This window comes from Marinobacterium lacunae (assembly GCF_000705555.1).
Classification (GTDB): Bacteria; Pseudomonadota; Gammaproteobacteria; order Pseudomonadales; family Balneatricaceae; genus Marinobacterium_D; species Marinobacterium_D lacunae.
The window spans coordinates 175,083-198,055 of record NZ_JMQN01000021.1 but is presented as its reverse complement, the minus strand read 5'-3'; the positions used below and the strand labels follow the sequence as shown (position 1 = coordinate 198,055).

The following is a 22,973-nucleotide window of genomic DNA, read 5'->3' as shown; positions in this document are numbered from 1 at the left end:
TCCATGCCCTCTCTTCGTTTGCGATACCAGACCCTGGAAATCGGCGGTCACGATATTCACCTGCGTACTCTGCGCGATAATCAGCAATTCAGCGATAAAGAGGGCGTTGCAGAAGGTCTTGGGATCTCATCTGCGACCTGGCCCATCTTTGGTATCGTCTGGGCATCCGGTCAGGTGCTGGCACACCACATGATCGATTACGAGATCAAAGGTAAACGGATACTGGAAGTCGGCTGCGGCATCGGGCTTTCAAGCCTTTTACTGAACCAGCGTAATGCCGATATAAGCGCGACCGATTATCACCCTGAAGCAGGCGGTTTTTTGACCGAAAACGTGCGCATAAACGGTGGCCGAACAATCCCCTTTACACGTACAGGATGGGGAGACGATGCTGACGGCATGGGACTGTTCGATATCATCATCGGCAGCGACCTGCTGTATGAGGCAGAACATGCATCACTTCTGTCAGAATTCATAGATCGCCATGCGCACCACTACTGCGAAGTGATTATTGTGGATCCGGGAAGGGGCAACCAGAACCGGTTCTCAAAAGCGATGGACAGTCTGGGTTATGCGCTCAACAAAACCCGCCCCGAACACACCGACTACCTTGATGCCCCTTACAAGGGGAACATTCTCCACTATCAGCGCCCTCAGGCGAGTACCTAAGTTCAGCTGGGGCGGCACGGCCATGCCGCGAAAGCGGCGAAATACCTGGTTTGATACCTGGGCGTGCATTCAATGCAATCAACGCTCTACCGCGGGTGATGATTCAGCTCCCTAATGGCGAAAAGCTGAACTGTTTGCCAATATCGCTATCGAATGGGCGTCTATACTTCTGTTTGAAGTAGCCATTTCACAAGATTGAGGCAAGGAGTCCATTGTATGAACTTGCATAAGGTGACCCGATCCCGTTTTATTGCGGCAATGGTAGCCGCACTGTTCACATTTACCGGTATTCAGGCGCCCGCTTATGCGGCTATCGTCAGCACTGACCAGATCGCCAACCAAACGGAGCTAGATGCCAAACGCGCACAGCTCAGCGAAATGCTGATGCGTGATGATGTCAAACAGCAGATGATTGCACTCGGCGTCGATACCAACACGGTACAGGACCGTATCAACAGCCTGACGCCAGCGGAACTTGCCCAGCTCGAAGGCCGCATGGACCAACTGCCCGCCGGTAGCGGCGCCCTGGGTACTATCGCACTGGTTCTGCTTATCCTGATTCTTCTGGATATCGCCGGTGTAACCGATATATTCCCGCGCATCTAACGTTCATGTCCGGGCTCCTCTGGAGCCCGGACGTTACCTATCACAACACCTATGAACATATCTTTTATACGCTTGGGGCTTGGCGCTTTGCTCGTTGCGATTCTGGCCGGGTGCAGCACCGCTCCGCAAACCAGCGCGTTGATGAATAACCGCGACTCTCTCGCATTGCCCGCTACACACGAGCTGACAGACGTCCCTTTTCACCCTCAGGAAGAGTACCAATGCGGCCCTGCGGCGCTGGCGACCATCCTCAACTACAGTGATGTAAAGGTAACCCCGGATGAGCTGACACCCCGCGTCTTTGTGCCCGGACGCCAGGGCAGTTTTCAGGTGGAGATGCTCGCGGCAACCCGGCATTACTCAAGGCTTGCCTACCGGCTAGCCCCCTCGCTGGAGCAATTGCTGGAAACAGTCGATGCCGGCTATCCGGTGCTTGTTCTGCAAAACCTCGGGCTCGACTGGTATCCGCAGTGGCACTACGCCGTCGTTATCGGGTATGACCTTGATGAAGGTGACATCATTTTGCGCTCTGGTCTTATCGAGCGATATGTGGTGAGCATGAAAGTGTTCGAGCGCACTTGGAAACGGGGCGACCGCTGGGCGGTTGTTGCCTTGAAGCCAGGGCAACTGCCACCGCATCCTGACGCAACCCCCTACTTCCTCGCGGCTGCGGCATTCGAACCTCAAGCCAGCGCCGAAGATAGCCTCAAAGCCTGGCAGACAGGCGTCCGCCAGTGGCCGAACCACAAGGAGATACTGATGGGCTACGGCAACCTGCTCTATGTTCAAGGCAAGCCAGAGGACGCGGGCAAGCAATACCGACGGGTGGCCGAGCTCTATCCCAACTACGCGCCAGCACTGAATAACTTGGCGCAAACGCTGATCGATACAGGCCAGGCCTCAGAAGCGGTGCACTATGCACGTGAGGCTGTGGAGCAGTCAGGTGAGAGCGAGGCGACGATTTATCGGGATACGTTGGAGCAAGCGAAGAAAGCGATGGTGCAAAAGAGGTAACCTGTTATCCACCGAGGCGTGGACGCCAAAGAATCCCCCTAGACGCGCTTACTTAATATCGATACGTAATGGCATCGCCCTCCATCCTTATATATCAAGGATGGAAGGCGTCACCAGCTGTTTTAAGACTAACGGGGGCTGTCGCTCATAATGCTGGGCAGGTATGTAGCCAGCTCCGGAAAAGCGATCAGAATAAAGGCCATTAGAATCATGATGAGAAACATCGGCAACGCAGCGCGTGCTATATAGCCCAGGCTGTGATGGGTCATCCCTTTCATCACAAAGAGGTTGAAACCTACCGGAGGCGTTATCTGCGCCATTTCAACCATCACCAGCACAAAAATGCCGAACCAGAGTAGATCGATCCCCGCATCTCTGAGCATCGGTGCGACGACCGCCATGGTGAGTACAACCGCCGATATACCGTCTAGGAAACATCCCAGGATGATATAGACCACCATCAGCGCCAGCAGCAAACCAAACGGAGACAAATCAAAGGTAGCGACCCATTCAGCCAGACTTCTCGGCAGTCCGGTAAAGCCCATCGACATCGACAGGAAGGATGCACCTGCGAGGATCAGTGCGATCATGCACGAGGTTTTTACCGCATTCAAAAGGCTGTCGATGAACGAGTTCCAGTTAAGGCTGCGTTGAATCGCTGCCAATACCAGCGCTCCACCTACTCCGAGTGACGCGGCCTCCGTCGCTGTCGCCAACCCTGCATACATCGATCCGATGACTAGAATGATGAGTAGGAATACCGGAATGAGCAGACGGGACTCATATAGCTTTTCCCTTAGCGACATGCTCTTCTCTTTGGCCAGTTTGGGCTTGAATATGAGCGCCCAGAGAACGATGTAACTCATAAACAGTGTTGCAAGTACCAGCCCAGGGATGATACCGGCGATGAACAGTTTGGGTATGGATTGATTGGTGATAACACCGTACACAATCATCGTCAGCGATGGCGGAATCATCAGGCCAAGGGTTGATGCGCCGGCTAGAGTACCGATTGTCATGAAGTCCGAATACCCCCGGCGTGACAACTCCGGCATGGACATCTTACCGACAGTTGTCAGTGTCGCAGCCGATGAGCCGGATACTGCTGCAAACAGGGTGCAACCGACAATGTTGGTGTGCATCAGGCGTCCCGGTAACCAGTTCATCCAGGGACTCAGCCCCTTGAACATGCTTTCGGAAAGTTTTGTCCGGTAGAGAATCTCCCCCATCCAGATAAACAAAGGGAGAGCCGTCAGCGACCAGCTGGTGGAAGACATCCACATGCTGCTGAACATCGACGAGCCGACGGGACGTCCGGTGAAAAACGTCATCGCTACGACGCCGACGCCAATCATCGCGAGACCAACCCATACACCCGATCCAAGCAGGATACACAGCACCAGAAGCAGCGTTATAGCGAGCTCTAGAAATTCCATCAGTGGCTCCTCACCGGTTTAGCCCCTGCGCCCCAGCGTAGCGGCTTAAACAGGTTTACCAAACTGCGACAAAAATAATCGACCAGACATATGGTGAATACCAAAGCACCGGTCGAGATCAGCGCTTGTGGAATCCAAAGGGGTGTCGCGTCCTGCCCGGAAGACTTGTCGCCGTACGTGTAGGCCCAGTAAGCAGAATCGTATCCGTGCCAAGTGATAAATGCGGCGATGGCCACAGCCGCTAGCAAGCTGAAGCTTTCCAGAAACGGACGTAGGCGACCGGAACTCTCAAGCAGTAATTCAACCCGAATATGACCTTTTTTGTCGAACGTATAAGCCAAGGCGAAAAAGGTTGCCGTTCCCATAAGATATCCTGCGATCGATGTAGCGCCGCCAAATGAAGCGCCACCCCAGCGCATGACAATCTGTATGAGAATCACAAGCTGCATCGCGAGGATGCATGCACCGGCCAGGTAGCCACAGATTGAGTAAAGCCTGCGCAATGGCTTCAAGAGGCTCGTAGGATGGTTGACCATAACAGCCGTTCTCCAAATAAGAGGGATGAGCCACCAATAAGAGCATCGGCGGCCCATTTTTACGTTACTGTGTAGCGCGGTACGCTTCGATCAGGTCACGGCCTTCTTCGCCAGCGGTTTCGAGCCACTCCTCCTGCATCTGTTTACCGATCTCCTGAAAGTCGGCAGCCAGCGCTTCGTTGGGCTGGTTGATGCTTACGCCTTTTGAAGCCAACGTCTCTTTAAGCGAGTCCGTCAGATCCATTGCAGACTGAGCGCCCCTTGCCTCAGCTGCTGCGGCCAGCGCGGTAATCTTGTTGCGGGTATCTTCGTCCAGAGCGTCCCAACGATCCTTGTTCATGAATACATGGCTCAGCACCAGCCAGGCTTTTGCGTCATAGAACTCAGGCAGGTAGCTCCAAAGCTGGTGATTAACCACCGGGTCGCCCGAGGATATCAGTGACTGCACCATACCGGTTGCGGCGGCCTGAGACAGCTCAGCCTCCTCGATCAAGGCCGGTGTCATACCCATGAGCTCCGCAAAGCGCGCTGTGGCATTGTTATAGGCACGGAATTTTACGCCTTGCGCGTCATCGGCAGAGCTAAGTTCACGGTCGATAAAAACCCCCTGAGGCGGCCAAGGGATATGGTAGAGAATCTTGATATTCTGATCGGACAGCTTTTTATCCAATACAGGCCGGGTCACCTCCCACAACGCCTGGGACTTCTCGAATGAGTCCGCCAGGAATGGAACCGAATCGATACCGAATATTGGATCTTCGTTCTGGTAAGAAGAGAGTACGTGTACCCCCATCTGGGCCTGGTCACGCTGCACCGCACGTTTGGTTTCTGCACCATTGAACAAACTGCCGCCAGCATGCACGCGAAGGTCGATCTTGCCATCGGTTTCCTCCTTCAGTTGCTGCGCAAACCAGCTTACGTTCTCTGTGATGTAATTATTCTCGGGCTGAGGGACAGTCATGTCCCAACGTTCAGCCTGCGCGTTAAGGCTGACAGCCAGAGATATTCCCAGAGCGAGTGATGTATTTTTAAGCAATTTTGACATGGTTTATTTCCTTTTTGCGGTTGTTATTTGAGGGGCCATATCATTTGAACATCAGTATTAGTTAGTTTTTTTAGTGTGCTCGTCTGTCCCACGAGTCGTGTGTTTCCGTGGGCAGTTTATGTTTCATGATGCGTAAACTGGGTGTGCGCTCGAAATCGTCGACCAAGGCGATGTAGCGCGGAAGCTGATAAGAGGCGAGACGATTCTGCAGCCACTGAGACAGCTCTTCAGGGGTCAGGCAGGTGTCAGCCTTGGTTTTGATAAACAGCTTGATATCCTGCTCGCCGATATCGGCGCGGACACCGATCATGGCGCACTCCTCGACAGCAGGATGTTGCTGGACAACGTTTTCAACTTCCCAGGCTGAAACGTTTTCTCCACCACAGCGCACGCTATCAGTTTGACGGCCGAGAAAGTAGAGATTGCCCTCTGCATCCAGCCGCCCCTGATCGCCCGTGTAGAGTTTTCCCTCGCGAAGGGTTTTCGATGTTGCCTCAGGGTTTTTGAAATAGCCCTGGAAGAGCACACCGGCCTCTTTTTCACCGACCACAATCTGTCCGGTTTGTCCTGCAGGAACCGGGAGGTTGTCATTGCCCAGAATGCTAACGTCGAGCCAGTCCAACGCTTTGCCGACCGAGCCGACAGGGCCACCGAGATTACACGTCGTGAGGCTCGCCGCTTCCGTCATGCCATAGCATTCTCGAATTTCAAAGCCGAAACGCTGCCGCAGCAACTGCCAAATGTCGGGAGGACACCCCCCGCCCCAAGCGATTCTCACACGGTGCGTTTTTTCCGCCTCGGATATGGGCTGTTTCAACAGTATCTGCAGTACACCACCCAAATAATGGATGTGAGTGGCGCCACTCTCATTCACCTCGTGCCAGAACCGGCTGGCACTGAACCGGGGATATAGAGCGATTGTCACGGTCTCGAATAAAGGCAGGAGCAGCACCTGTGCGCCACCAATATGAAAGAACGGTTCCCATTGATAGAACACATCGCCTGGTCGTATTTCGCACAGTTCTACCACCCCTTTAACAGCATGGGTCATCATCGCGTGCGTCACCTGAACCCCTTTGGGGTTTCCGGTTGTGCCCGAGGTGTACATCAGCGAAAACAGAGCAGTATCGGTAGGGGCCGTTTCATTCAACCGGGCGCCCGAGGTGAGTAACGACCCCAAAGCATCAGTTGCGCCGCCTGAAGTGATTGTTGCAGGGAGGTGAGCTCCGCAGCTCGTAACGACATCTTGTAGAGATTCGTCGACTATCAGCAGAGAAGGCTCGCTATGCTCAAGAATGTATTTAAGTCCTGCGCCTTGCTGACGGGCATTCACGGGTACCCAGACAATTCCTCCCTTCGCCAGCGCAAAAATAGTAGCGAGCGAAACAAGGCTATTGTTCATCATCACTGCCACACGATCGCCGCACTGGATACCGTATTCACGGCGCAGAATTGCCGCGAGCGATTCGGCTTTCCGGTTGAGGGATTCGAAGGTGATCATTTCACCTTCGAAGTAACCATATATCCCCTGCGGATCTTTCTTTGCCAGTGCGTCTAGTTTGGCAATAAAGCTTGGTGAGTTAAGGGTATTGGTCATGAAAATCTTTCTGTCATTGTTGAGTGAGTGGGATGTATCTCTTAGCTCAGCTACTTTTTGTACGACGTGACAGAAAGAGTTCCATCATGCGTTGCGGCTCGCCCGAGGCGTAGGCTTCAGCCTGAATGCGAGTTCCCGCCGCGAGGCAGTCTTCAAACCCGGCCTCGGTCATCTCTTTAAAACGCTGGCGGTCGAGGCGCATGGCGACCGGCGGCTTCTCAGCCAGCATATTCGCCAGTGCAAGGGTTTCCGGCATTACCTGCTCTGGCTCGACAATCTTGTTGATGATGCCGATCTGAACGCATTCGTCCGCATTCATCAGACGCCCCGAGAGGGTCAAATCGATCGTGCGGGCCAATCCGAGATGTTCTCTCATAATCCAGGGACCTGTGGTGCTGGCAATACCGGAGTTAATTTCCGGCTGGCCCATACGTACGCCGGCATGACCGATGCGGAAGTCGCAGAGCAGAGCAACCTGAAACGCAGAGCCTGCAGCAACGCCATTCAGTGCCGCAATTATCGGTTTAGGGCTACTGCGAAGAGCGTTGTATAACGTCTTCCACTCTTCTACCCATGACTTGGCGCGCTCGGCGTCAAAGCTCTTGGTCTCGTTCAGATCCTGTCCGGCGCAAAAAGCCCGATCCCCAGCTCCGGTCAACACGATTGCACGAATGCTGTCGTCATCGGAGAACTGGATCAATTTTTCAATCAACCGCTGACGCATGGGGCTATTCCACGCGTTAAGCACTTCCGGACGGTTGAGGGTAAGTATGCCTACAGCACCTTCCTGAGTAGAAATAACCACATCAGTCATAATTTTTCCTCTAAAGTGATTGCAATGCGATCATAAAAATCGTAATATGATCATGTCATCGTTTTTTTTGGTTTGCAACCCTAGGTCTGTACAATTCATGGATTGAGGTTGAGAATCCGGTCTGACACCTGCCAATCGGGCGAAGCATTACATCCAGTAGAGGTAAAATCGTGGCGAAAGAAGAAGAGGATCGCCTTCTTGTCAAAAGCGTGGTCAAGGCCTTTCGGCTGTTAGAGGTATTTGATGAAACCGCGCCAGCGTTGAGTATCAAGGAGTTGTCTCTACGCTGTGATATGGACCGCAGCGCTACTCAGCGTTTTGTACATACGCTGACGGAACTGGGTTATCTGCAAAGAAACCCGGATACAAAATTGATAGAGCCCAGCCTGCGAAGCCTGGATTTAGCCTCGCACTACCTGCATGCCCATCCGTTGGTTGATAAGGCGCGCCCCTATCTGCTCAATTTGAGCAAAGAGACCGAGGGCTCAGTGAGTCTGTCTGTACTTGATAGAGGAGAGGTGGTTTTCCTGTCTCGCTTGCTGAGCCGTAATATGCTGGAAACAGACATTACCATCGGGTCAAGATTGCCAGCGTATTGCACCTCGCCGGGGTTGGCGATGCTGTCTCACCTCGGTGAAGAGCAGGCACGCGAGATGATCGAGGCATACCCTCGCAAGGCCTATACCCCGCATACGATTTATGAGTTGGACAAGATTCTGGCCCGACTGCCAGTGTTCAGGCAGCAAGGGTATGCACTGACTGAAGAGGAGTACTACCTGTCCGACCTGTCGATTTCCGCCCCTATTCTGGATGCGGCAGGCCAACCGCGTGCAGCAGTGTCGATCTCCATCTCACGCCTTAGAGGACCGGTAAACATGGAAGCGGATTTTTCCGCCTTATTGATAGCAACCGCCCGTCAGCTATCCAAGCTTTGAGGCCTAAAGCACCCAAGGTGATTCCTTCGCTGGCAAGTGGCTGCATTCGCTACGCTAAATGGCAGCCCGTACGAAGAGTTCCGGGCTGACGCTGCGAAGATGCAAATAGTGAAGCTAATGAAACAAGCCAGCGTTATCCCAACTCACCGACCAGATTCCACCACAGATAATCCAGCGGCATCAGTATCAACAGCGTGACCAACGTCAGCGGTATCGTTACCCGCAGCAGGTGGCCTATCGGCTCCTTGGCCAGCTGCATGCTCACCAGCAACGGACCTGACTGATAGGGGAATAATACCGTCGAGAAGCCCAGCACCTGCGTCATCAGCACGGTTTCGATACTCCAGCCTGTCTGTGCAGCAAGATCGGTCGCCATGGGCGTGAGTACTGCCGGTACACCCGGAAGCGTTACGCCCAGCGCTGCCACGAATGACATTAAGCTCAGCGAGACAAAGTTGACGAAATCAGCCCCCTGCTCCAGCGGCAGAAGCTGCTCCAGCTGGGTTGCCAGCACACTGCCAAGCCCTGAGCTCGCAACGAGACGTCCAACACCGAGGATGCCAGCGATATAGATCAACAGGGTCATATCCATGCCCGCCGAGAACCGCTTGCTGTCCACAAGCCCTATACCCGGCAGCAGCAAAAAGCAGGTCGCGGCAAGCCCCACCCAGGCAGGGCTTATGCCGTGGACACTGTCGGTTATCCAGAACCCCAGCGTAATCAGCAATACAACGCCCAGCTTCAATTGCCCTTGGCCCTTCGCAACAGCACCGGCCTCGGTTGTACCGGCATCAGGGTTGCGCGCCGCCGGTGTGTCGGGAAATAGGCGAATAATCAGCCAGGCAACCAGAACCGCTTTGAGTGCGCCCAATATGGGGAAGTGGAGCAGCAGGTAGTGGGTATAGCTCAGATGCAGGTTGTAGATCGTCTCCGCGGCGCCAATCAGCACTACGTTGGGAATATTGGCAGGCAGAATGGCAAAGGTCGGCATATGGCACCCAAAGGCGATCGCCAGCGCGATACCAGTCCGCCCCTTTGAGCCCGCCTCGAAGCCGCAGCGATCAGCCAATGCCAACCCGATAGGGATCATCATCACGGCCCGCCCCATCGAGGATGGCATCAGGAATCCGAGCAGCGTGCAGCTCAGCATCAATCCACCGATCAGCCAGCCATAACTGTGCTCGAGATGTCGCCCCAGTATGGCGGCGATCCGATCGCCAAGGCCGGTGGACTTGATCGCCATGCCGATGACCATGCCCGCGACAATCAGCCAGAACGCCGCCGAATAAAACCCGGAGAAGATCTCAGCCGGTGTGCCCACCTTCAGCAACACCGCCGCGAGGAAAAACAGCAGGGCTGTCATGTAGCCCGGCAACACGTTGGTGACCAGCAAACCCAATGTCAGGATGATAATGGCCAGCACCTGGCTCTGCTGGGTGCTCAGCAGAGCCGGTGGGTCGATCAACACCCACGCCGACACGGGTATAAGTAACAGCATGAACAAACGGGCAGGCTGCGTGATCAGGCTTCGCAGAGCGCCTCCTTGCAATCGATCCATGTTCAACCTTAATCCTTACGCCTTCGGTTTTCCCGAGAGAAAGCCGTTCAACGCATCGATAACCTCGTCCGGTGCCTCTTCCGGCAGAAAGTGACCACAGTTCAACGCACCACCTCTCACCTCTTGGGCATACTCGCGCCAAACCTCTAGCAGGTCATAGGTGCGATGCACAAACCCCTTGTTGCCCCAGAGCACCAATACCGGACACTCAAGCTTACGCGGTCGGTCGGCACGGTCGTGCTCCAGATCGATCATCGCTGCGGCCCGGTAGTCTTCACAGGAAGCATGAATAGCATCGGCGGAACCGAAGCAGCGGCAGTACTCGGCAACGGCACGAGGCGAGAATTCCGCACCGGGTGCGGACCAGCGCTTGAGCTTTTCACCGAGGTAGTAATCGGGATCGAGACCGATCATATGCTCAGGCAGACCACCGGGTTGTATTAAAAAGAACCAGTGGTAATAGCCGGTGGCAAACGCCTGATCGGTGTGATCGAACATATGCAGCGTCGGCGCGATATCCATAACACACAGTGCACTCACCCGCTGCGAGTGATCCAGTGCCATGCGGTGCGCGACTCGGGCGCCACGATCATGACCGGCAACGGCAAACTGCTCATAGCCAAAATGGGACATCACCTCGACCATATCCTGCGCCATGGCGCGCTTCGAGTAGTTCGCATGGTCCGCCTCGCCGGGCGGTTTGCTGCTATCGCCATAACCCCGAAGGTCAGGACAGATCACGTGGAAATCTTTTGCCAGTGCCGGCGCTACCTCATGCCAGATCATATGGGTCTGGGGATAGCCATGCAGAAGCAGCAGTGGCGGCCCTTCTCCCCCATGCATACAGTGTATGGTTGCACCTGAGGTGACTATATCGACAGATCTGAATGCATTATCAAACATGAGGTGCCTTCCTGAGAATCATGGTCAGCCTGACCGGAACGTCAGGAAAGAAAGGTTAGCACACAACTGTTGCTCGCTAATCTACCCCTGCATCGCCAGCGCCCCGCTTTGCCAGACATCAGCCCAGGCCACCTCCCACAGATAGCCATCTGGATCGGTGAAGTACCCGCTATAGCCACCCCAGAAGGTGTCCGAGGCAGGTTTCACAATCGCGCCACCGCACGCCTGGGCTGAGGCAAGTATGCGGTCCACTTGCTGCCGATCAGCCGTATCATGAGTCAGCGTTATGCCGGGAAATCGGCTGTGACGCCCCACCAGTCGCGGGGCTACGTCATCGTTCAATCGGCTACGCGGATAGAGCGCCAGACGTGCGCCGCTGCCACGGAAAAAGACGATCTCGTTGCCCTGAATATAGCTGGCGGGAAATGCCAGCGCATCGTGGTAAAAGCGGTAGGAGCGCTCGAGGTCATCGACCCCGAGCGTTATCAGGCTGATACGAGGTTCCATAGGGCCCTCCTGCTGGACGGCCCCGCCTCATCCTATCGGTCAGGCCGTTTGACTCAAGCGATCGAGGACAAAGTTGAGCACGCCGCCAGCCCGGTAGTACTCCACCTCGACCAGCGTATCCAGACGTGATTGCAACTCGATCTCGCGCTCTTTCCCATCAGCATAGTGGATGACTGCCTTAAACGTCTGTTTAGGTTTAAGGCCCGCCTCAAGACCGAGGATGTCGATCTGCTCATCGCCGGTCAGTTTGAGCTGCTTGCGGTCATCCCCCTGTGTGAACTGCAGGGGCAACACGCCCATACCGACCAGATTAGAGCGGTGGATACGCTCGAAACTCTCGACGATGACCGCTTTGACACCGAGCAGCAAAGTCCCCTTGGCCGCCCAGTCACGGCTTGAACCGGTGCCGTACTCCTTGCCGGCAACAATCACGCTTGGCGTGTTCGCCTGACAATAGGCCATTGCCACATCGTAGATAAACTCGGGATCGGCCGCGCCACGTTTACGGGTATATCCGCCCTCGATCTGGGGCGTCATTTCGTTACGGATACGGATATTGCCGAATGTCCCCCGCATCATCACTTCATGGTTGCCGCGTCGCGACCCGTAGGAGTTGAAGTCCGCGTCCTCTACACCTCTTGAGCGCAGATACTGTGCCGCGGGACTGTCTTTAGGTATCGCGCCGGCAGGCGAAATATGGTCGGTGGTCACCGAGTCACCCAACAGCGCCAGTATTGAGGCGCCCTTAATATCCGCCACCCGACCTGCGTATTCCGGCTCGAAGAACGGTGGCTTCTGTATGTAGGTTGAGTCGGCAGGAAACGCATAGGTTGCGCCGATGCCGGAGTCGATGTTCCGCCACCGTTCATCACCGTCGAAGACCGAACCGTACTCTTTGCGGAACATCTCGTTATCGATAGTTCGGACCAGCACATCGATCTCGGCGTTATTGGGCCAGATATCCTTCAGATACACAGGCTGTCCCTCTTGGTCGGTGCCCAGAGGGTCGCGGCTAAGATCGATACGTGTCGTGCCGGCCAGTGCATAGGCTACCACCAGAGGTGGCGAGGCCAGCCAGTTAGCCCGCACCAGCGGATGGATACGCCCTTCAAAGTTGCGGTTACCCGAGAGCACCGAGCAGACCACCAGATCGTTATCCTTGATCGTCTTCTCGACCTCATCGGGCAGAGGGCCGGAGTTACCGATACAGGTGGTGCACCCATAGCCCACCAGGTTAAAGCCAAGCGCATCAAGATCCTGCTGAACGCCAGACTCCTTGAGATATTCGGTCACGACACGTGAACCCGGTGCCAGCGATGTCTTCACCCAGGGTTTGATCTTCAGCCCCCTAGCCAACGCCTTGCGCGCAACCAGTCCGGCCCCAAGCATAACTGCCGGGTTGGACGTATTGGTACAGGAGGTGATCGCTGCAATCACCACATCGCCGTGATGCATCGGCGTTTCCGATCCACCAAGCTCAACCCCTGTTTCCAGTTGATCGGCTTTACCGGCAAATTCGATGAATGCATCGATTGCAGGCTTGAGATCCTTCACCGCCACCCGGTCCTGAGGCCGCTTGGGACCGGCCAAGTTGGGCTCTACGGTGGACATATCCAGCCTCAGTACATCGGCAAAGTCCGGTGTCTGATAATGCTCGTCACGCCACATCCCCTGCGCTTTACAGTAGGCCTCTACCAGTTCGAGGGTATGCTCCGGCCGTCCACTCAGGCGCAGATAGTTGAGGGTTTGGGCATCGATGGGGAAAAAGCCACAGGTTGCACCATACTCCGGTGCCATGTTGGCGATGGTCGCGCGGTCCGCAATCGGAAGGTGATCCAGCCCGCTGCCAAAGAACTCTACAAACTTGCCGACCACGCCGCGCTCACGCAGCATCTGCACCACGCGCAATACAAGGTCGGTGGCCGTGATGCCCTCGTTAAGCGTACCTGTAAGTTCGAAACCGACCACATCCGGCACCAGCATCGAGATAGGCTGACCAAGCATCGCTGCTTCCGCCTCGATACCCCCTACACCCCAGCCCAGTACACCAAGGGCATTTATCATCGTGGTATGACTATCGGTACCCACCAGCGTATCCGGATAGGCCAGCATCTGGCCATCCTGCTCTTCGCTCCAGACCGACTTGGCCAGATACTCCAGATTCACCTGATGGCAGATACCGGTGCCCGGTGGCACAACCCGGAAATTATCGAACGCCCCCTGCCCCCACTTGAGAAACTGATAACGCTCGAGATTACGTTGCATCTCAATATCCACATTTTCCCGAAACGCATCGGCCGTCCCAAAGCGGTCGATACTCACAGAGTGGTCAATCACCAGATCCACAGGCGAGAGCGGGTTGATGCGCTGGGGGTCCACCCCGCGTTCGAGCAAGGCATTGCGCATGGCGGCCAGATCGACCACCGCCGGCACACCGGTAAAATCCTGCATCAGGACGCGCGCCGGGTGGTATGAAAACTCATGATCCGACGCGCGTCCGCGGCTGCTGGCCAACGCAAGAATGTCCTCGCGTGTACAGCTTTCGCCATCTTCATGTCGCAACAGATTTTCGAGCAGTACCTTGATCGACACCGGCAGCCGGGCGACACCCTCCACGTTTGCAATCTCACCTGTGCTCAATCCGTAAACCGTGTAGGTGCGCTCACCCACCTTAAGCTGGGTTGCTGTGTTGAAACTATCGACAGATCTCGACATCGACTATCTCCCTGATTGACGGTTCGGTCTGGCCATTTACTGTAATTATCAAGGTAGACCAGGATCCGAGGACACTGGGGCATATGCGCAGAACTCATGACGGGAACCACCACCTTTTCCTGAACGGCAGCCCTTTGCTGTGGTGACAACAGGAAGTATCAGAAGTGCAACTTTATTAAATTAGAATATTCTAATATTATAGCGATACCGTTACTTATCGAAGCAACGCAGCACGGGAGCCGCACGGCGCCTAAGCTGTAGACATCAGTTTTTGATCACACAGGTGTATGGATATGCATGTAGAGCCCTTTTTCGATCCAGCGACCTTTACCTACAGTTATGTCGTTGTCGATGAGCAGACCCGGGCCTGCGCCCTGATCGACTCGGTGCTGGACTACGACCCTGCTGCCGCCAGTACCGCCTACCGCAACGCAGATCGCCTGATCGAGTATGTCCGTAGCGAGCAGCTGAGCGTTCAGTGGATTCTTGAAACCCATGTCCACGCCGACCATCTCAGTGCCGCGCCGTACCTGAAGAAACACCTTGGAGGCCAGACAGCGATCGGTGATCGAGTCGATATCATCCAGAAAACCTTCGCCAAAATGTTCAACGAAGGCCCTGAGTTTGCACGTGATGGCAGCCAATTCGACCACCTGTTCGCCGACGGTGAACACTTTATGATCGGTTCTCTGGAAGCGAAAGCCCTACATACTCCGGGGCACACACCCGCCTGTATGAGCTTCAACATCGGCGATGCGCTGTTTGTCGGGGATACCCTATTCATGCCCGACTACGGTACTGCGCGTTGCGACTTTCCCGGCGGCGACGCGAGCGCGTTGTACCATTCAATCCAGACGCTGTTCAGCTATCCGGATGAAACGCGCATCTTCCTGTGCCATGACTACAAGGCCGAGGGGCGCGATACCTTTCAGTGCGAAACGACGGTCGGTGAACAACGCCGGCACAACGTCCACATACACGAGGGCATAAATGAGGCGCAGTTTGTCACTATGCGCAATGAGCGCGACGCCCAACTCAATATGCCCGCGTTGATACTCCCTTCAGTGCAGATCAACATGCGCGCAGGCCATCTACCCAAAGCCGAAGATAACGGTGTTCACTATCTGAAGATTCCGTTGGATCTGCTCTAATGAAGGGCCAAACACTGACGGCGAGCGGAGCCGATAGATGAATGTTGAGCGTCTGGCACGTTACCTGCCCTTCTTATCCTGGGCACGCGAGTACGACAAGGAGAGTGCGACCCATGACGGGCTCGCCGCACTCATTCTTACGCTACTGCTGATACCGCAAAGTCTGGCCTATGCCATGCTCGCCGGACTGCCGCCGGTTGTGGGTCTCTATGCCAGCATTTTTCCACCAATCGCCTACGCGCTGCTGGGCAGCAGTCGCACGCTTGCGGTGGGGCCCGTTGCAATTGTTGCGCTCCTGACCGCCTCAGCGTTAACCCCCATGTTTGAGCCGGGCTCGGCTGACTATATTCAGGCGGCGCTGCTGCTGGCATTGCTCTCCGGGGGCGTGATGCTCGTCATGTCCCTGCTGCGCATCGGCTTTCTAATCAATTTCCTCAGCCACCCCGTTGTTTCAGGGTTTATCAGCGCCTCAAGCATTTTGATCATGCTCAGCCAACTGCGCCACATTCTCGGTATCAACACCCAGGGCGATACCGCTCTGGCACTGCTTCGCTCAACGATTAAAGCTTTGCCTGATACCCACCTGCCCACACTGGCGATTGGCGGCCTGAGCCTTGTTTTCCTCTATCTGGCGCGGCGCTTTGGTAAAACCGGACTTGCCGCACTCGGCCTCTCCCTACGCAAGGCTGCCACACTTACGAAAGCGGCTCCGCTTCTGGCGTTGCTTGTTGGCGCGCTGTCGGTGCACTTCATGCATCTCGACCAGCAAGGCGTGGCCGTGGTCGGCAAAGTACCACAGGCCTTGCCTGCGTTTGCACTGCCCGTTTTCGATCTGGATCTCGTGGTAAAACTGTTGCCACTGGCCGTATTGATAAGTCTGGTGGGTTTTATCGGTTCGGTATCGGTCGCCCAGACCTTCGCCGCCCGACGGCGCCAGCGCATCTCCCCCAATCAGGAGCTGCTGGCACTGGGTGGAGCCAATCTGATCACGGCGCTCAGCGGCGGCATGCCGGTGTCAGGTGGTTTCTCCCGATCCGTCGTCAGTTACGAGGCGGGCGCTCAAACCCCTCTGGCCGGGGCGCTCTCGGCTATCGGTATGGCCCTGACGGTGGTGTTTGTCTCCCCACTTTTCGAGAGCCTGCCGCGCGCGATACTGGCGGCTATCATCATCGTCGCGGTGCTGACACTGGTGGATCTGGGCCAGCTCAAGCGCACATGGCAATATGCCTGGCAGGATGGCGCCGCCATGCTGGCCACCATGCTCGGGGTGCTGTTTTTCAATATTGAAGTCGGCATTCTGACCGGGCTCAGTCTTTCGCTACTGCTTTTCCTTTGGCGTACCAGCCATCCGCATATCGCGGTTGTCGGCCAGCTGCCCGGTAGTCAGCACTTTCGTAATGTGGCGAGATTTGATGTCGTACAAAGCGAGAGTGTGCTCTCGATTCGGGTGGACGAGAGCCTCTACTTTCCCAATGCGCGTTATCTTGAAGATCGTATCGCCCAGCTGATTGCCTCACACCCATCGGCACGTCACCTGGTATTGATGTGCTCAGGCATCAACCTGATCGACGCCAGCGCGCTTGAAAGCCTTGAGGCGATCACTGAACGTCTGCATACATCCGGTGTCCAGCTGCACCTTTCAGAAGTTAAAGGCCCGGTTATGGATCAGCTCAGACGTGCACAATTTCTAGACCAGTTTGGTGGGCGTGTCTTTGTCAGCCATTACGAGGCCCTGCTGCTGCTCGACCCGATCACCACCCGCCGCACGCAGGACGCGCTGCCAACACATTGCCCGATCTCGCCGGAATCCAACCATTTAAAGGAGCTCAACTGATGAAAACTGCACATGATCTGGTCGCCGAGGCAAAGGCGCAGATAACCGAGGTTAGCGTCGAGGAGGCCGAACAAGCCGTCCAGCAGGCGGATGTGGTCATTGATGTGCGCGAGCCTGACGAATATCAAGCCGGGCACCTGCCGGGGGCGATCAATATTCCCCGTGGCATGCTGGAGTTTCGCCTGAGCAACGACACGGCCCTCTCGGCCCGTGATCTGAATCTCGTGCTTTACTGCAAAACCAGCGGTCGCGCAGCGCTGTCAGCACTGAGCCTTAAGAACATGGGTTATCTCCATGTCCGCTCGATAGCCGGTGGATTTGATGCTTGGGCCGAAGCGGACAAACCGGTGGTTCAGCCACAGATGCCCGACTTCGAATAACGGCCTGATACACAGAAAAGAGCCCCGACGGGCGGGGCTCTTTTGACCACTTCAAACAACCTGTTCCGTGTATTACCGATGCTTACCTGCCGGTTAGGGCGTTCAGCTTTTCCGAAACCCGATCCACATCGACCTTCACCGGTATATCCGTGCTGCGCCGACCGTAGGGCGACATGGGGATAAGTTCATTTGACTGCGCAATACGCCGTCTCTTTTCGAAGTTTGTACGTCGATCAAGAACCGACTGCCGCCTTTCCTCACCCTGATAACGGGAAAACATGTACGCCTTCCACCACTCCTCGGCCTGACTCAGCGACGCAAGATAGGTGCTCAACTGCTTACCGGAACCGGCAATCCAGTATAAGACTATTCTGCTATCTACCAGGTCTTTTACGAGGCGCATACCTGAACCCTCTGTATTTGTTGCCTACTACGTACATTAATCTAGCAACAGATTGCAGGCACCCATATTGATCTATGGCACATATTTCATATTTAGCAACTCTCAGCGGCCAGTATGAAAATAATACAGCAGAGCTTTCTGCGCCCTGCCCGGTATGAATCATCCCTGTCGTGCGCATTAACGCTTATTAATCAACAGGATAAATCAGTGCACGGTACACACCATGCAAGGATCGAAACTGCGTACGATATGTTGTACCGATACAGGATCGGCTTCCCCCTCGCGAATGGGCGCACCGACCAACGCCTGTTCCAATGCGCCCGGCTGCTCGCGAGCATCACGCGGTGAGAAGTTCCAGGTGGTCGGCGCGATGATCTGATAACGGCTGATCCGTCCGCGTTTCACCGACACCCAGTGTCCCAGACTGCCCCGTGCCGCTTCCATCAGGCCCACGCCCTCACCGTCTTCTAGTCTTGTCGGGTGATTGCAAAACGGCTCATCCGGCTCGATCTGCAGCACCCACTGCTGCAGTTTCGGTATCGTACGCGCCAGCTCGAAAAGCCGTGCCAGCATGCGCGTATGCACGGTGCCGCCCTGCTCACTGACCAATGCCGTCATCAACGGATCACCGGCAACCAGGGCTCTGGCGAGTGCGCCGGTTTCCACCACCTGACCGTTTAAACGCGGCGCCTTGCACCAGCTATAGGCCCCCTCTTTTTCAGCAACCGGATCCGTTTCGCCCCGGGCAGGGTGCAAAACCGGCGCCTCTCGCATCCAGGCATGGCTGACATCTTCGCTAATCTGCCCGGCATCCAGCACTAGCCGCCCCTCTGCCGGCGTCCAGACGCCGCTGGGCACAAGCATCTCCCCCTGCACCGCATAGTTGCCGAAGCTCATGAAACGATCTGTCGCACGGCCCAGTTGATCAAAGCCCAGCTGCTCCGACAGGTGCAGAAAGGTGCTTAGATCGCTTGAGTGCCACGGCCGCTGCGCCCGCCAGTTTTGCAGTTGATCCGGGGTTCGCAGCGCCGCGATACGCTCAAGATCATCGCCGAAACAGACACGCTCCAGAAACCGGCGAAAACCACTCAGTATGGCCAGAAGACGCAGGCGCTCCTGACGTTGCACCGGTCGAGTGGTACCGCCAGGCTGAATACTCAGCGTATGCGGCCACTTTCCGGCCAGTAGCCCCATAAGATGTAAGAACTCCGCCCGCGCCGGTAGCATTTCGCGCGTAGCATCGCCTTTTACGGCACGAAAACGTGTCGCCACCCTGTCGTACCAGGGCTCACGCTGGTACACATCCCGGGCCAGATCCGGCATGAAGAACAGGTAGAAGTGGGTCAGAAGATCGGTCAGCGACTCATTGGCAAGGATGAGGTTGCGACACAGCTCACCGTTTCGGGTCGGCTCGATACCCAGTGCATCGGACAGCGCCAGCGCACCGGCCACCGACTGGCTGACCGAGCAGATACCGCAGATACGCGGCGTGTAAACCAATGCATCCAGCGCGGGCTTGCCCAGCAAAATCTGCTCAAAGCCCCGGTACAGGGTGGCATTCACGCGCGCGCCTGTCACCTGCCCCGCTGAGCTGTCCAGCGTGATATCAAGATCCCCTTCAACGCGGTTGAAAGGCCCTACCACTATACGACTCATCAATTCTTTCTCTTATGCAGCGTCGGTGGATAGATCAGATGCTCGGAGCGGGCATTTTCCTTTAATCGCTCGGGCGTTGCCGCCTTGGACAGAGAGGCCAGCGCAACAAACCACGCCTTTGGCATATCGGTGGGAAGCCCAACCGGTATACCGGCAATTTTCGGGGTCTCCATAAAGGCGTGACGCGGCTCTTCAAACTCGGGCGCTGTGCAGTTGATACAGGGGTAGCCGCCGCGGGTGCAGGAACCTTCACCGTTCCAGGGCCGTGTATTGCAGTCGCCGTGAGCCTGAGTGCCAAGACACCCCAGATGCTCCATCATGCACCCCTGATGCCCTAGCTGCTCGGCACTGGCCTTGTATTCGTAGTATTCGTTGCGGGTACAGCCGTGATGAACAAGCTGATCGGCAAACAGTCTGGGGCGCCCAAGAGTATCGAGTTGATCGGCACGGCCCTCGCCAAGGGCCAGCTCGATCAGGGTTTCGGTCACCCAGTTGGGGTGCACAGGGCAGCCCGACACATTGATCACCGGCATGGCGTCCGCCGAGCGATACTCACTGCCAAGGAGGCCGCCACGCAACTCGCCCTCGAACTGCAAACCGGTGGCGTCGGTGTGATTGTCCCCTGCGCTGGTGATACCGCCATAGGCAGCACAGGAGCCGATCGCCAGCGTGTAGCGCGCCCGTTGCGCCAGCTTGCCGACCCAGTCGATCATCGGAATACCGGTACCGCCAAATAGATGAAACCGCCCTGTTCCGTTGGGCCCGCGCATCAGGGAACCCTCAATGCACAGAAGGTCCAGCGCCCGCTCACCGTCGATGATGTGTTCAAGCATCTGCCTGACCTCAGCACCGGTCTGTTCACTCAGCGAAGGGTGCCAGAGCAGTTCGATTCCGGCGGATTCAAGGGTAGTGATCAGATCCGGTCCTTCGGCACCGAGTAGCGACATGGAGCAACCGCCGCAGCCTCCCGATTGCAGCCAGAGCATATTAGCCATTGTCTTCACCTCCCTCTCCCAACGGCAGCGTCAAACGCGCGCGGGCGCCGCCCTCCGGTCGGTTCTCGATGCTGAGCGTACCGCCGTGCTCGGCGACAATGCCGTAGCTGATCGACAGTCCAAGCCCCGTGCCCTGCCCCGTGGGCTTGGTGGTAAAGAAGGGGTCGAACAGGTGCGGCAGGTTTTCAGGCGGTATCCCGGGGCCGTTGTCGGCCACCTCGAACCAGATCAGTGTATCGGTCTGCCCGGCCGTCAATGATAGCGACGGTTGGACACGCTCAGCCACGGCATCGGCTGCGTTCTGGATCAGGTTGACCACTACCTGATGAATCTGTCCGGAGTGCCCCACCGCTTTCAACCGCTCGGGCAGCTCCTCCTCGACCTGAATGCCGGCGCGGCTCTCCTTGATGATCCAGTGCAGAGCCGAACGCACCACATGCACCAGATCAAACGGCGCCTTTTCGCTGCGCTGGGTGGAGGAGAACTGGCGCAGGTCGTTGACGATTTCCCGTACCCGGTCGGCCCCCTCCATCGTCCCCTCAACCAACGAGTCCAGATCCGCAATGACGCGGTCCAACCTCAGCTTCTCGCGCAGTTCGCGCAGCTGTTCACGACTGGCGCCAGACTGCACCAGATCGAAATACTCGACCAGCCGCCGGGTGTAACGCTGAAGCGCATGCATGTTGCCATATACAAAGCTGATGGGGTTGTTCAGCTCATGGGCCACCCCCGCTACCAGACGGCCAAGCGATGCCATCTTTTCCGCCTGTATCAGCCGCTCCTGCGCCAGTTTGAGTTCGGCGTGGGCCTGATTCAGCTCGTTGAAGGCGCGCTGCAACTCGCCCACCGGACGGCCCGCCACGACAACACCGACAAGACGCCCGCGCTGATTGAAGCGCGGTGAACAGTTAAGTGCCAGCGGCACCGGGCCTTGAACACCCTCGATACTGATCTGCTCATCGCGCACCGGCTCGCGCCGTACACGCTTGAGGCAATCGATCAGACGGGCGCGACTCTCGCCGCTGCACAGGTGTTCCATCGGCTGATCCAGAAGTGAGCTCATGGTTCGGCCGGTTAGTTCTTCGAAGGCACGGTTAACCTGCTGGATACGGCCCTCATGATCGCAGGCGATCAGCACATCGCTCATCGCCGACTGCACACTGTCGAAGAAGCTGTGCGCCTCCTCCAGCGCCGTGTTCTGTTCCTCCACCTGTACTTGATAGCGCACCAGATCGGCATAAGCCTCATCCATTTTACGGATGACGCTGACCCAGGCTTCATCGGTCGCCGCGCTTTCGCGCTGGCCTTTGTGGGGTTGCTGCTGTGCCATCGTTCTGCTGCCAGTTGAGGAGGCTACAGACTAACGCCAGCGCGTGTTGCCGCCAACCTCCCGATTACTTTCCACCTAAGCGACTAAACGGTAAGCAGGTATCCAGCTACGTCGTAAAAGTGGGCCTTTTTATCAGAGCACGCATTGACCGTGCCGTTCCTAGCAACCACGACTTATCAAGGTTTTGTGACCACGACCAGCAACTGGCACCCACTTTGCTAACACTTGCGACCGACCCAGTGTTTAATGCAGCAGGCACCTAGCCGCCCGAATTCGGATAGAACAATGAAACAGGAAGCCAACATGAAACGACATGCCCTGATCCTCACCGCTCTGGCAGCCTTGAGCCCGAGCCTTGCCTTTGCTCACTCCACCACTGGTACCGGCTTCAGCGCAGGCCTGCTGCATCCGCTGATGGGTGCCGACCACCTGCTGGCGATGCTGGCAATCGGGATCTGGGCGGCATTGCAGCAGGGTAGCTTACGCCTGGCCATTCCAGGCGCATTCATGCTTGCGCTATTGGCCGGCTTCGGCCTGGCCCTGACCGGTTTCGCGCTGCCGATGGTGGAGTCGGGGATCGCCCTATCGGTGTTACTGCTCGGTGTTGTGATCACCACGGCCGTGCGGCTGCCCGCCTCGGTGATGCTGACATTGAGCGTTCTTTTCGCTCTGTTTCACGGTTTCGCTCATGGTCATGAAGCCAGCGGTTCTATCGCTACTTTTGCTTTCGGTTTTATGGCTAGCAGCGCGGCCCTGCACCTGAGCGGCGCCGTAGCGACACAAAAACTGCGCGCGTTGCCAGCGCTGACCCGCAGTTTGGGTGCAGCCATTGCGGCAACCGGCCTTTGGCTGCTCGGATGAGATACAAAAGGTTAGCCCTCACACATGG

At 56.4% G+C, this 22,973-nt stretch carries 21 protein-coding genes; 8 read left to right on the top strand and 13 right to left on the bottom strand.

Translation table 11 applies throughout. The features are described from left to right. The first annotated feature begins 3 nt into the window (after positions 1-3). From ADIMK_RS09335 to ADIMK_RS09325, 3 genes are all read left to right on the top strand, one after another. Positions 4-669, top strand: a complete 666-nt coding sequence (locus tag ADIMK_RS09335; RefSeq protein WP_036186665.1) for a class I SAM-dependent methyltransferase — start codon at positions 4-6, stop codon at positions 667-669. 216 nt (positions 670-885) lie between these two features. Continuing rightward, positions 886-1,275 (top strand): PA2779 family protein, encoded by a 390-nt coding sequence (locus tag ADIMK_RS09330; protein WP_036186662.1) that lies wholly within the window; start codon positions 886-888, stop codon positions 1,273-1,275. A 51-nt stretch (positions 1,276-1,326) separates the two neighbouring features. Beyond that, on the top strand, positions 1,327-2,289 hold the full coding sequence (locus ADIMK_RS09325) for a PA2778 family cysteine peptidase (protein ID WP_036186659.1): 963 nt from the start codon (positions 1,327-1,329) through the stop codon (positions 2,287-2,289). Positions 2,290-2,417: 128 nt separating this feature from the next. Here the strand turns inward: ADIMK_RS09325 and ADIMK_RS09320 are convergent, their stop codons facing one another. The 5 genes from ADIMK_RS09320 to ADIMK_RS09300 form a co-directional block, all read right to left on the bottom strand. Next, positions 2,418-3,725, bottom strand: a complete 1,308-nt coding sequence (locus ADIMK_RS09320) for a TRAP transporter large permease (protein WP_036186657.1) — start codon at positions 3,723-3,725, stop codon at positions 2,418-2,420. Further along, positions 3,725-4,261: a TRAP transporter small permease gene (locus ADIMK_RS09315; RefSeq protein WP_051692787.1), complete on the bottom strand. Its 537-nt coding sequence runs from the start codon at positions 4,259-4,261 to the stop codon at positions 3,725-3,727. The genes ADIMK_RS09320 and ADIMK_RS09315 overlap by 1 nt, the downstream gene beginning before the upstream one ends. A gap of 64 nt (positions 4,262-4,325) precedes the next feature. Continuing rightward, positions 4,326-5,306 (bottom strand): TRAP transporter substrate-binding protein, encoded by a 981-nt coding sequence (locus ADIMK_RS09310; protein WP_051692785.1) that lies wholly within the window; start codon positions 5,304-5,306, stop codon positions 4,326-4,328. A gap of 70 nt (positions 5,307-5,376) precedes the next feature. Further along, positions 5,377-6,903, bottom strand: coding sequence for an AMP-binding protein (locus ADIMK_RS09305; protein WP_036186654.1), 1,527 nt, complete (start codon positions 6,901-6,903; stop codon positions 5,377-5,379). A gap of 46 nt (positions 6,904-6,949) precedes the next feature. Continuing rightward, positions 6,950-7,717, bottom strand: a complete 768-nt coding sequence (locus ADIMK_RS09300) for an enoyl-CoA hydratase/isomerase family protein (protein ID WP_036186651.1) — start codon at positions 7,715-7,717, stop codon at positions 6,950-6,952. 170 nt (positions 7,718-7,887) lie between these two features. Here ADIMK_RS09300 and ADIMK_RS09295 point away from each other — a divergent pair, with 170 nt between their 5' ends. Next, on the top strand, positions 7,888-8,652 hold the full coding sequence (locus ADIMK_RS09295) for an IclR family transcriptional regulator (RefSeq protein WP_051692783.1): 765 nt from the start codon (positions 7,888-7,890) through the stop codon (positions 8,650-8,652). A gap of 133 nt (positions 8,653-8,785) precedes the next feature. Here the strand turns inward: ADIMK_RS09295 and ADIMK_RS09290 are convergent, their stop codons facing one another. The 4 genes from ADIMK_RS09290 to acnA form a co-directional block, all read right to left on the bottom strand. Next, the gene (locus ADIMK_RS09290) at positions 8,786-10,210 is read right to left on the bottom strand and encodes an SLC13 family permease (RefSeq protein ID WP_051692781.1); all 1,425 of its coding nucleotides are present in this window, start codon (positions 10,208-10,210) and stop codon (positions 8,786-8,788) included. A 15-nt stretch (positions 10,211-10,225) separates the two neighbouring features. After that, a complete protein-coding gene (locus ADIMK_RS09285) occupies positions 10,226-11,113 on the bottom strand; it encodes an alpha/beta fold hydrolase (protein WP_036186645.1) in 888 nt (295 codons plus the stop codon). A gap of 81 nt (positions 11,114-11,194) precedes the next feature. Further along, positions 11,195-11,620, bottom strand: coding sequence for a VOC family protein (locus ADIMK_RS09280; RefSeq protein WP_036186643.1), 426 nt, complete (start codon positions 11,618-11,620; stop codon positions 11,195-11,197). 39 nt (positions 11,621-11,659) lie between these two features. Beyond that, positions 11,660-14,335, bottom strand: a complete 2,676-nt coding sequence (gene acnA / locus ADIMK_RS09275) for an aconitate hydratase AcnA (RefSeq protein ID WP_036186641.1) — start codon at positions 14,333-14,335, stop codon at positions 11,660-11,662. A gap of 293 nt (positions 14,336-14,628) precedes the next feature. Here acnA and ADIMK_RS09270 point away from each other — a divergent pair, with 293 nt between their 5' ends. The 3 genes from ADIMK_RS09270 to ADIMK_RS09260 are packed head-to-tail and all read left to right on the top strand — an operon-like array spanning position 14,629 to position 17,700. Further along, a complete protein-coding gene (locus ADIMK_RS09270; protein WP_231517028.1) occupies positions 14,629-15,486 on the top strand; it encodes an MBL fold metallo-hydrolase in 858 nt (285 codons plus the stop codon). 37 nt (positions 15,487-15,523) lie between these two features. Then, positions 15,524-17,320 (top strand): SulP family inorganic anion transporter, encoded by a 1,797-nt coding sequence (locus ADIMK_RS09265; RefSeq protein ID WP_081849731.1) that lies wholly within the window; start codon positions 15,524-15,526, stop codon positions 17,318-17,320. Continuing rightward, positions 17,320-17,700, top strand: a complete 381-nt coding sequence (locus tag ADIMK_RS09260) for a rhodanese-like domain-containing protein (protein WP_036186638.1) — start codon at positions 17,320-17,322, stop codon at positions 17,698-17,700. The genes ADIMK_RS09265 and ADIMK_RS09260 overlap by 1 nt, the downstream gene beginning before the upstream one ends. A gap of 82 nt (positions 17,701-17,782) precedes the next feature. Here ADIMK_RS09260 and ADIMK_RS09255 read toward each other — a convergent pair whose 3' ends face one another. The 4 genes from ADIMK_RS09255 to ADIMK_RS09240 form a co-directional block, all read right to left on the bottom strand. Next, complete coding sequence (locus tag ADIMK_RS09255; protein WP_156042861.1) at positions 17,783-18,034, bottom strand: hypothetical protein; 252 nt, start codon at positions 18,032-18,034, stop codon at positions 17,783-17,785. Positions 18,035-18,307: 273 nt separating this feature from the next. Further along, positions 18,308-19,759 carry a nickel-dependent hydrogenase large subunit gene (locus ADIMK_RS09250; RefSeq protein WP_036186635.1) on the bottom strand — a complete coding sequence of 484 codons (1,452 nt, stop codon included), beginning with the start codon at positions 19,757-19,759 and terminating at the stop codon, positions 18,308-18,310. Beyond that, on the bottom strand, positions 19,759-20,754 hold the full coding sequence (locus ADIMK_RS09245) for an NADH-quinone oxidoreductase subunit B family protein (RefSeq protein ID WP_036186634.1): 996 nt from the start codon (positions 20,752-20,754) through the stop codon (positions 19,759-19,761). Before ADIMK_RS09245 ends, ADIMK_RS09250 begins: the two co-directional genes overlap by 1 nt. Then, positions 20,747-22,084 carry a sensor histidine kinase gene (locus ADIMK_RS09240; RefSeq protein WP_036186633.1) on the bottom strand — a complete coding sequence of 446 codons (1,338 nt, stop codon included), beginning with the start codon at positions 22,082-22,084 and terminating at the stop codon, positions 20,747-20,749. Before ADIMK_RS09240 ends, ADIMK_RS09245 begins: the two co-directional genes overlap by 8 nt. A 303-nt stretch (positions 22,085-22,387) precedes the next feature. Between ADIMK_RS09240 and ADIMK_RS09235 the strand changes: the two genes are divergently transcribed. Then, on the top strand, positions 22,388-22,945 hold the full coding sequence (locus tag ADIMK_RS09235) for a HupE/UreJ family protein (RefSeq protein WP_036186809.1): 558 nt from the start codon (positions 22,388-22,390) through the stop codon (positions 22,943-22,945). Positions 22,946-22,973: the final 28 nt, after the last annotated feature.

Coding starts and splice junctions, on each gene's coding strand:
- ADIMK_RS09335 (WP_036186665.1), top strand. CDS start 4: ATGCCCTCTCTTCGTTTGCGATACCAGACCCTGGAAATCGGCGGTCAC.
- ADIMK_RS09330 (WP_036186662.1), top strand. CDS start 886: ATGAACTTGCATAAGGTGACCCGATCCCGTTTTATTGCGGCAATGGTA.
- ADIMK_RS09325 (WP_036186659.1), top strand. CDS start 1,327: ATGAACATATCTTTTATACGCTTGGGGCTTGGCGCTTTGCTCGTTGCG.
- ADIMK_RS09320 (WP_036186657.1), bottom strand. CDS start 3,725: ATGGAATTTCTAGAGCTCGCTATAACGCTGCTTCTGGTGCTGTGTATC.
- ADIMK_RS09315 (WP_051692787.1), bottom strand. CDS start 4,261: ATGGTCAACCATCCTACGAGCCTCTTGAAGCCATTGCGCAGGCTTTAC.
- ADIMK_RS09310 (WP_051692785.1), bottom strand. CDS start 5,306: ATGTCAAAATTGCTTAAAAATACATCACTCGCTCTGGGAATATCTCTG.
- ADIMK_RS09305 (WP_036186654.1), bottom strand. CDS start 6,903: ATGACCAATACCCTTAACTCACCAAGCTTTATTGCCAAACTAGACGCA.
- ADIMK_RS09300 (WP_036186651.1), bottom strand. CDS start 7,717: ATGACTGATGTGGTTATTTCTACTCAGGAAGGTGCTGTAGGCATACTT.
- ADIMK_RS09290 (WP_051692781.1), bottom strand. CDS start 10,210: ATGGATCGATTGCAAGGAGGCGCTCTGCGAAGCCTGATCACGCAGCCT.
- ADIMK_RS09285 (WP_036186645.1), bottom strand. CDS start 11,113: ATGTTTGATAATGCATTCAGATCTGTCGATATAGTCACCTCAGGTGCA.
- ADIMK_RS09280 (WP_036186643.1), bottom strand. CDS start 11,620: ATGGAACCTCGTATCAGCCTGATAACGCTCGGGGTCGATGACCTCGAG.
- acnA (WP_036186641.1), bottom strand. CDS start 14,335: ATGTCGAGATCTGTCGATAGTTTCAACACAGCAACCCAGCTTAAGGTG.
- ADIMK_RS09270 (WP_231517028.1), top strand. CDS start 14,629: ATGCATGTAGAGCCCTTTTTCGATCCAGCGACCTTTACCTACAGTTAT.
- ADIMK_RS09265 (WP_081849731.1), top strand. CDS start 15,524: ATGAATGTTGAGCGTCTGGCACGTTACCTGCCCTTCTTATCCTGGGCA.
- ADIMK_RS09260 (WP_036186638.1), top strand. CDS start 17,320: ATGAAAACTGCACATGATCTGGTCGCCGAGGCAAAGGCGCAGATAACC.
- ADIMK_RS09250 (WP_036186635.1), bottom strand. CDS start 19,759: ATGAGTCGTATAGTGGTAGGGCCTTTCAACCGCGTTGAAGGGGATCTT.
- ADIMK_RS09245 (WP_036186634.1), bottom strand. CDS start 20,754: ATGGCTAATATGCTCTGGCTGCAATCGGGAGGCTGCGGCGGTTGCTCC.
- ADIMK_RS09240 (WP_036186633.1), bottom strand. CDS start 22,084: ATGGCACAGCAGCAACCCCACAAAGGCCAGCGCGAAAGCGCGGCGACC.
- ADIMK_RS09235 (WP_036186809.1), top strand. CDS start 22,388: ATGAAACGACATGCCCTGATCCTCACCGCTCTGGCAGCCTTGAGCCCG.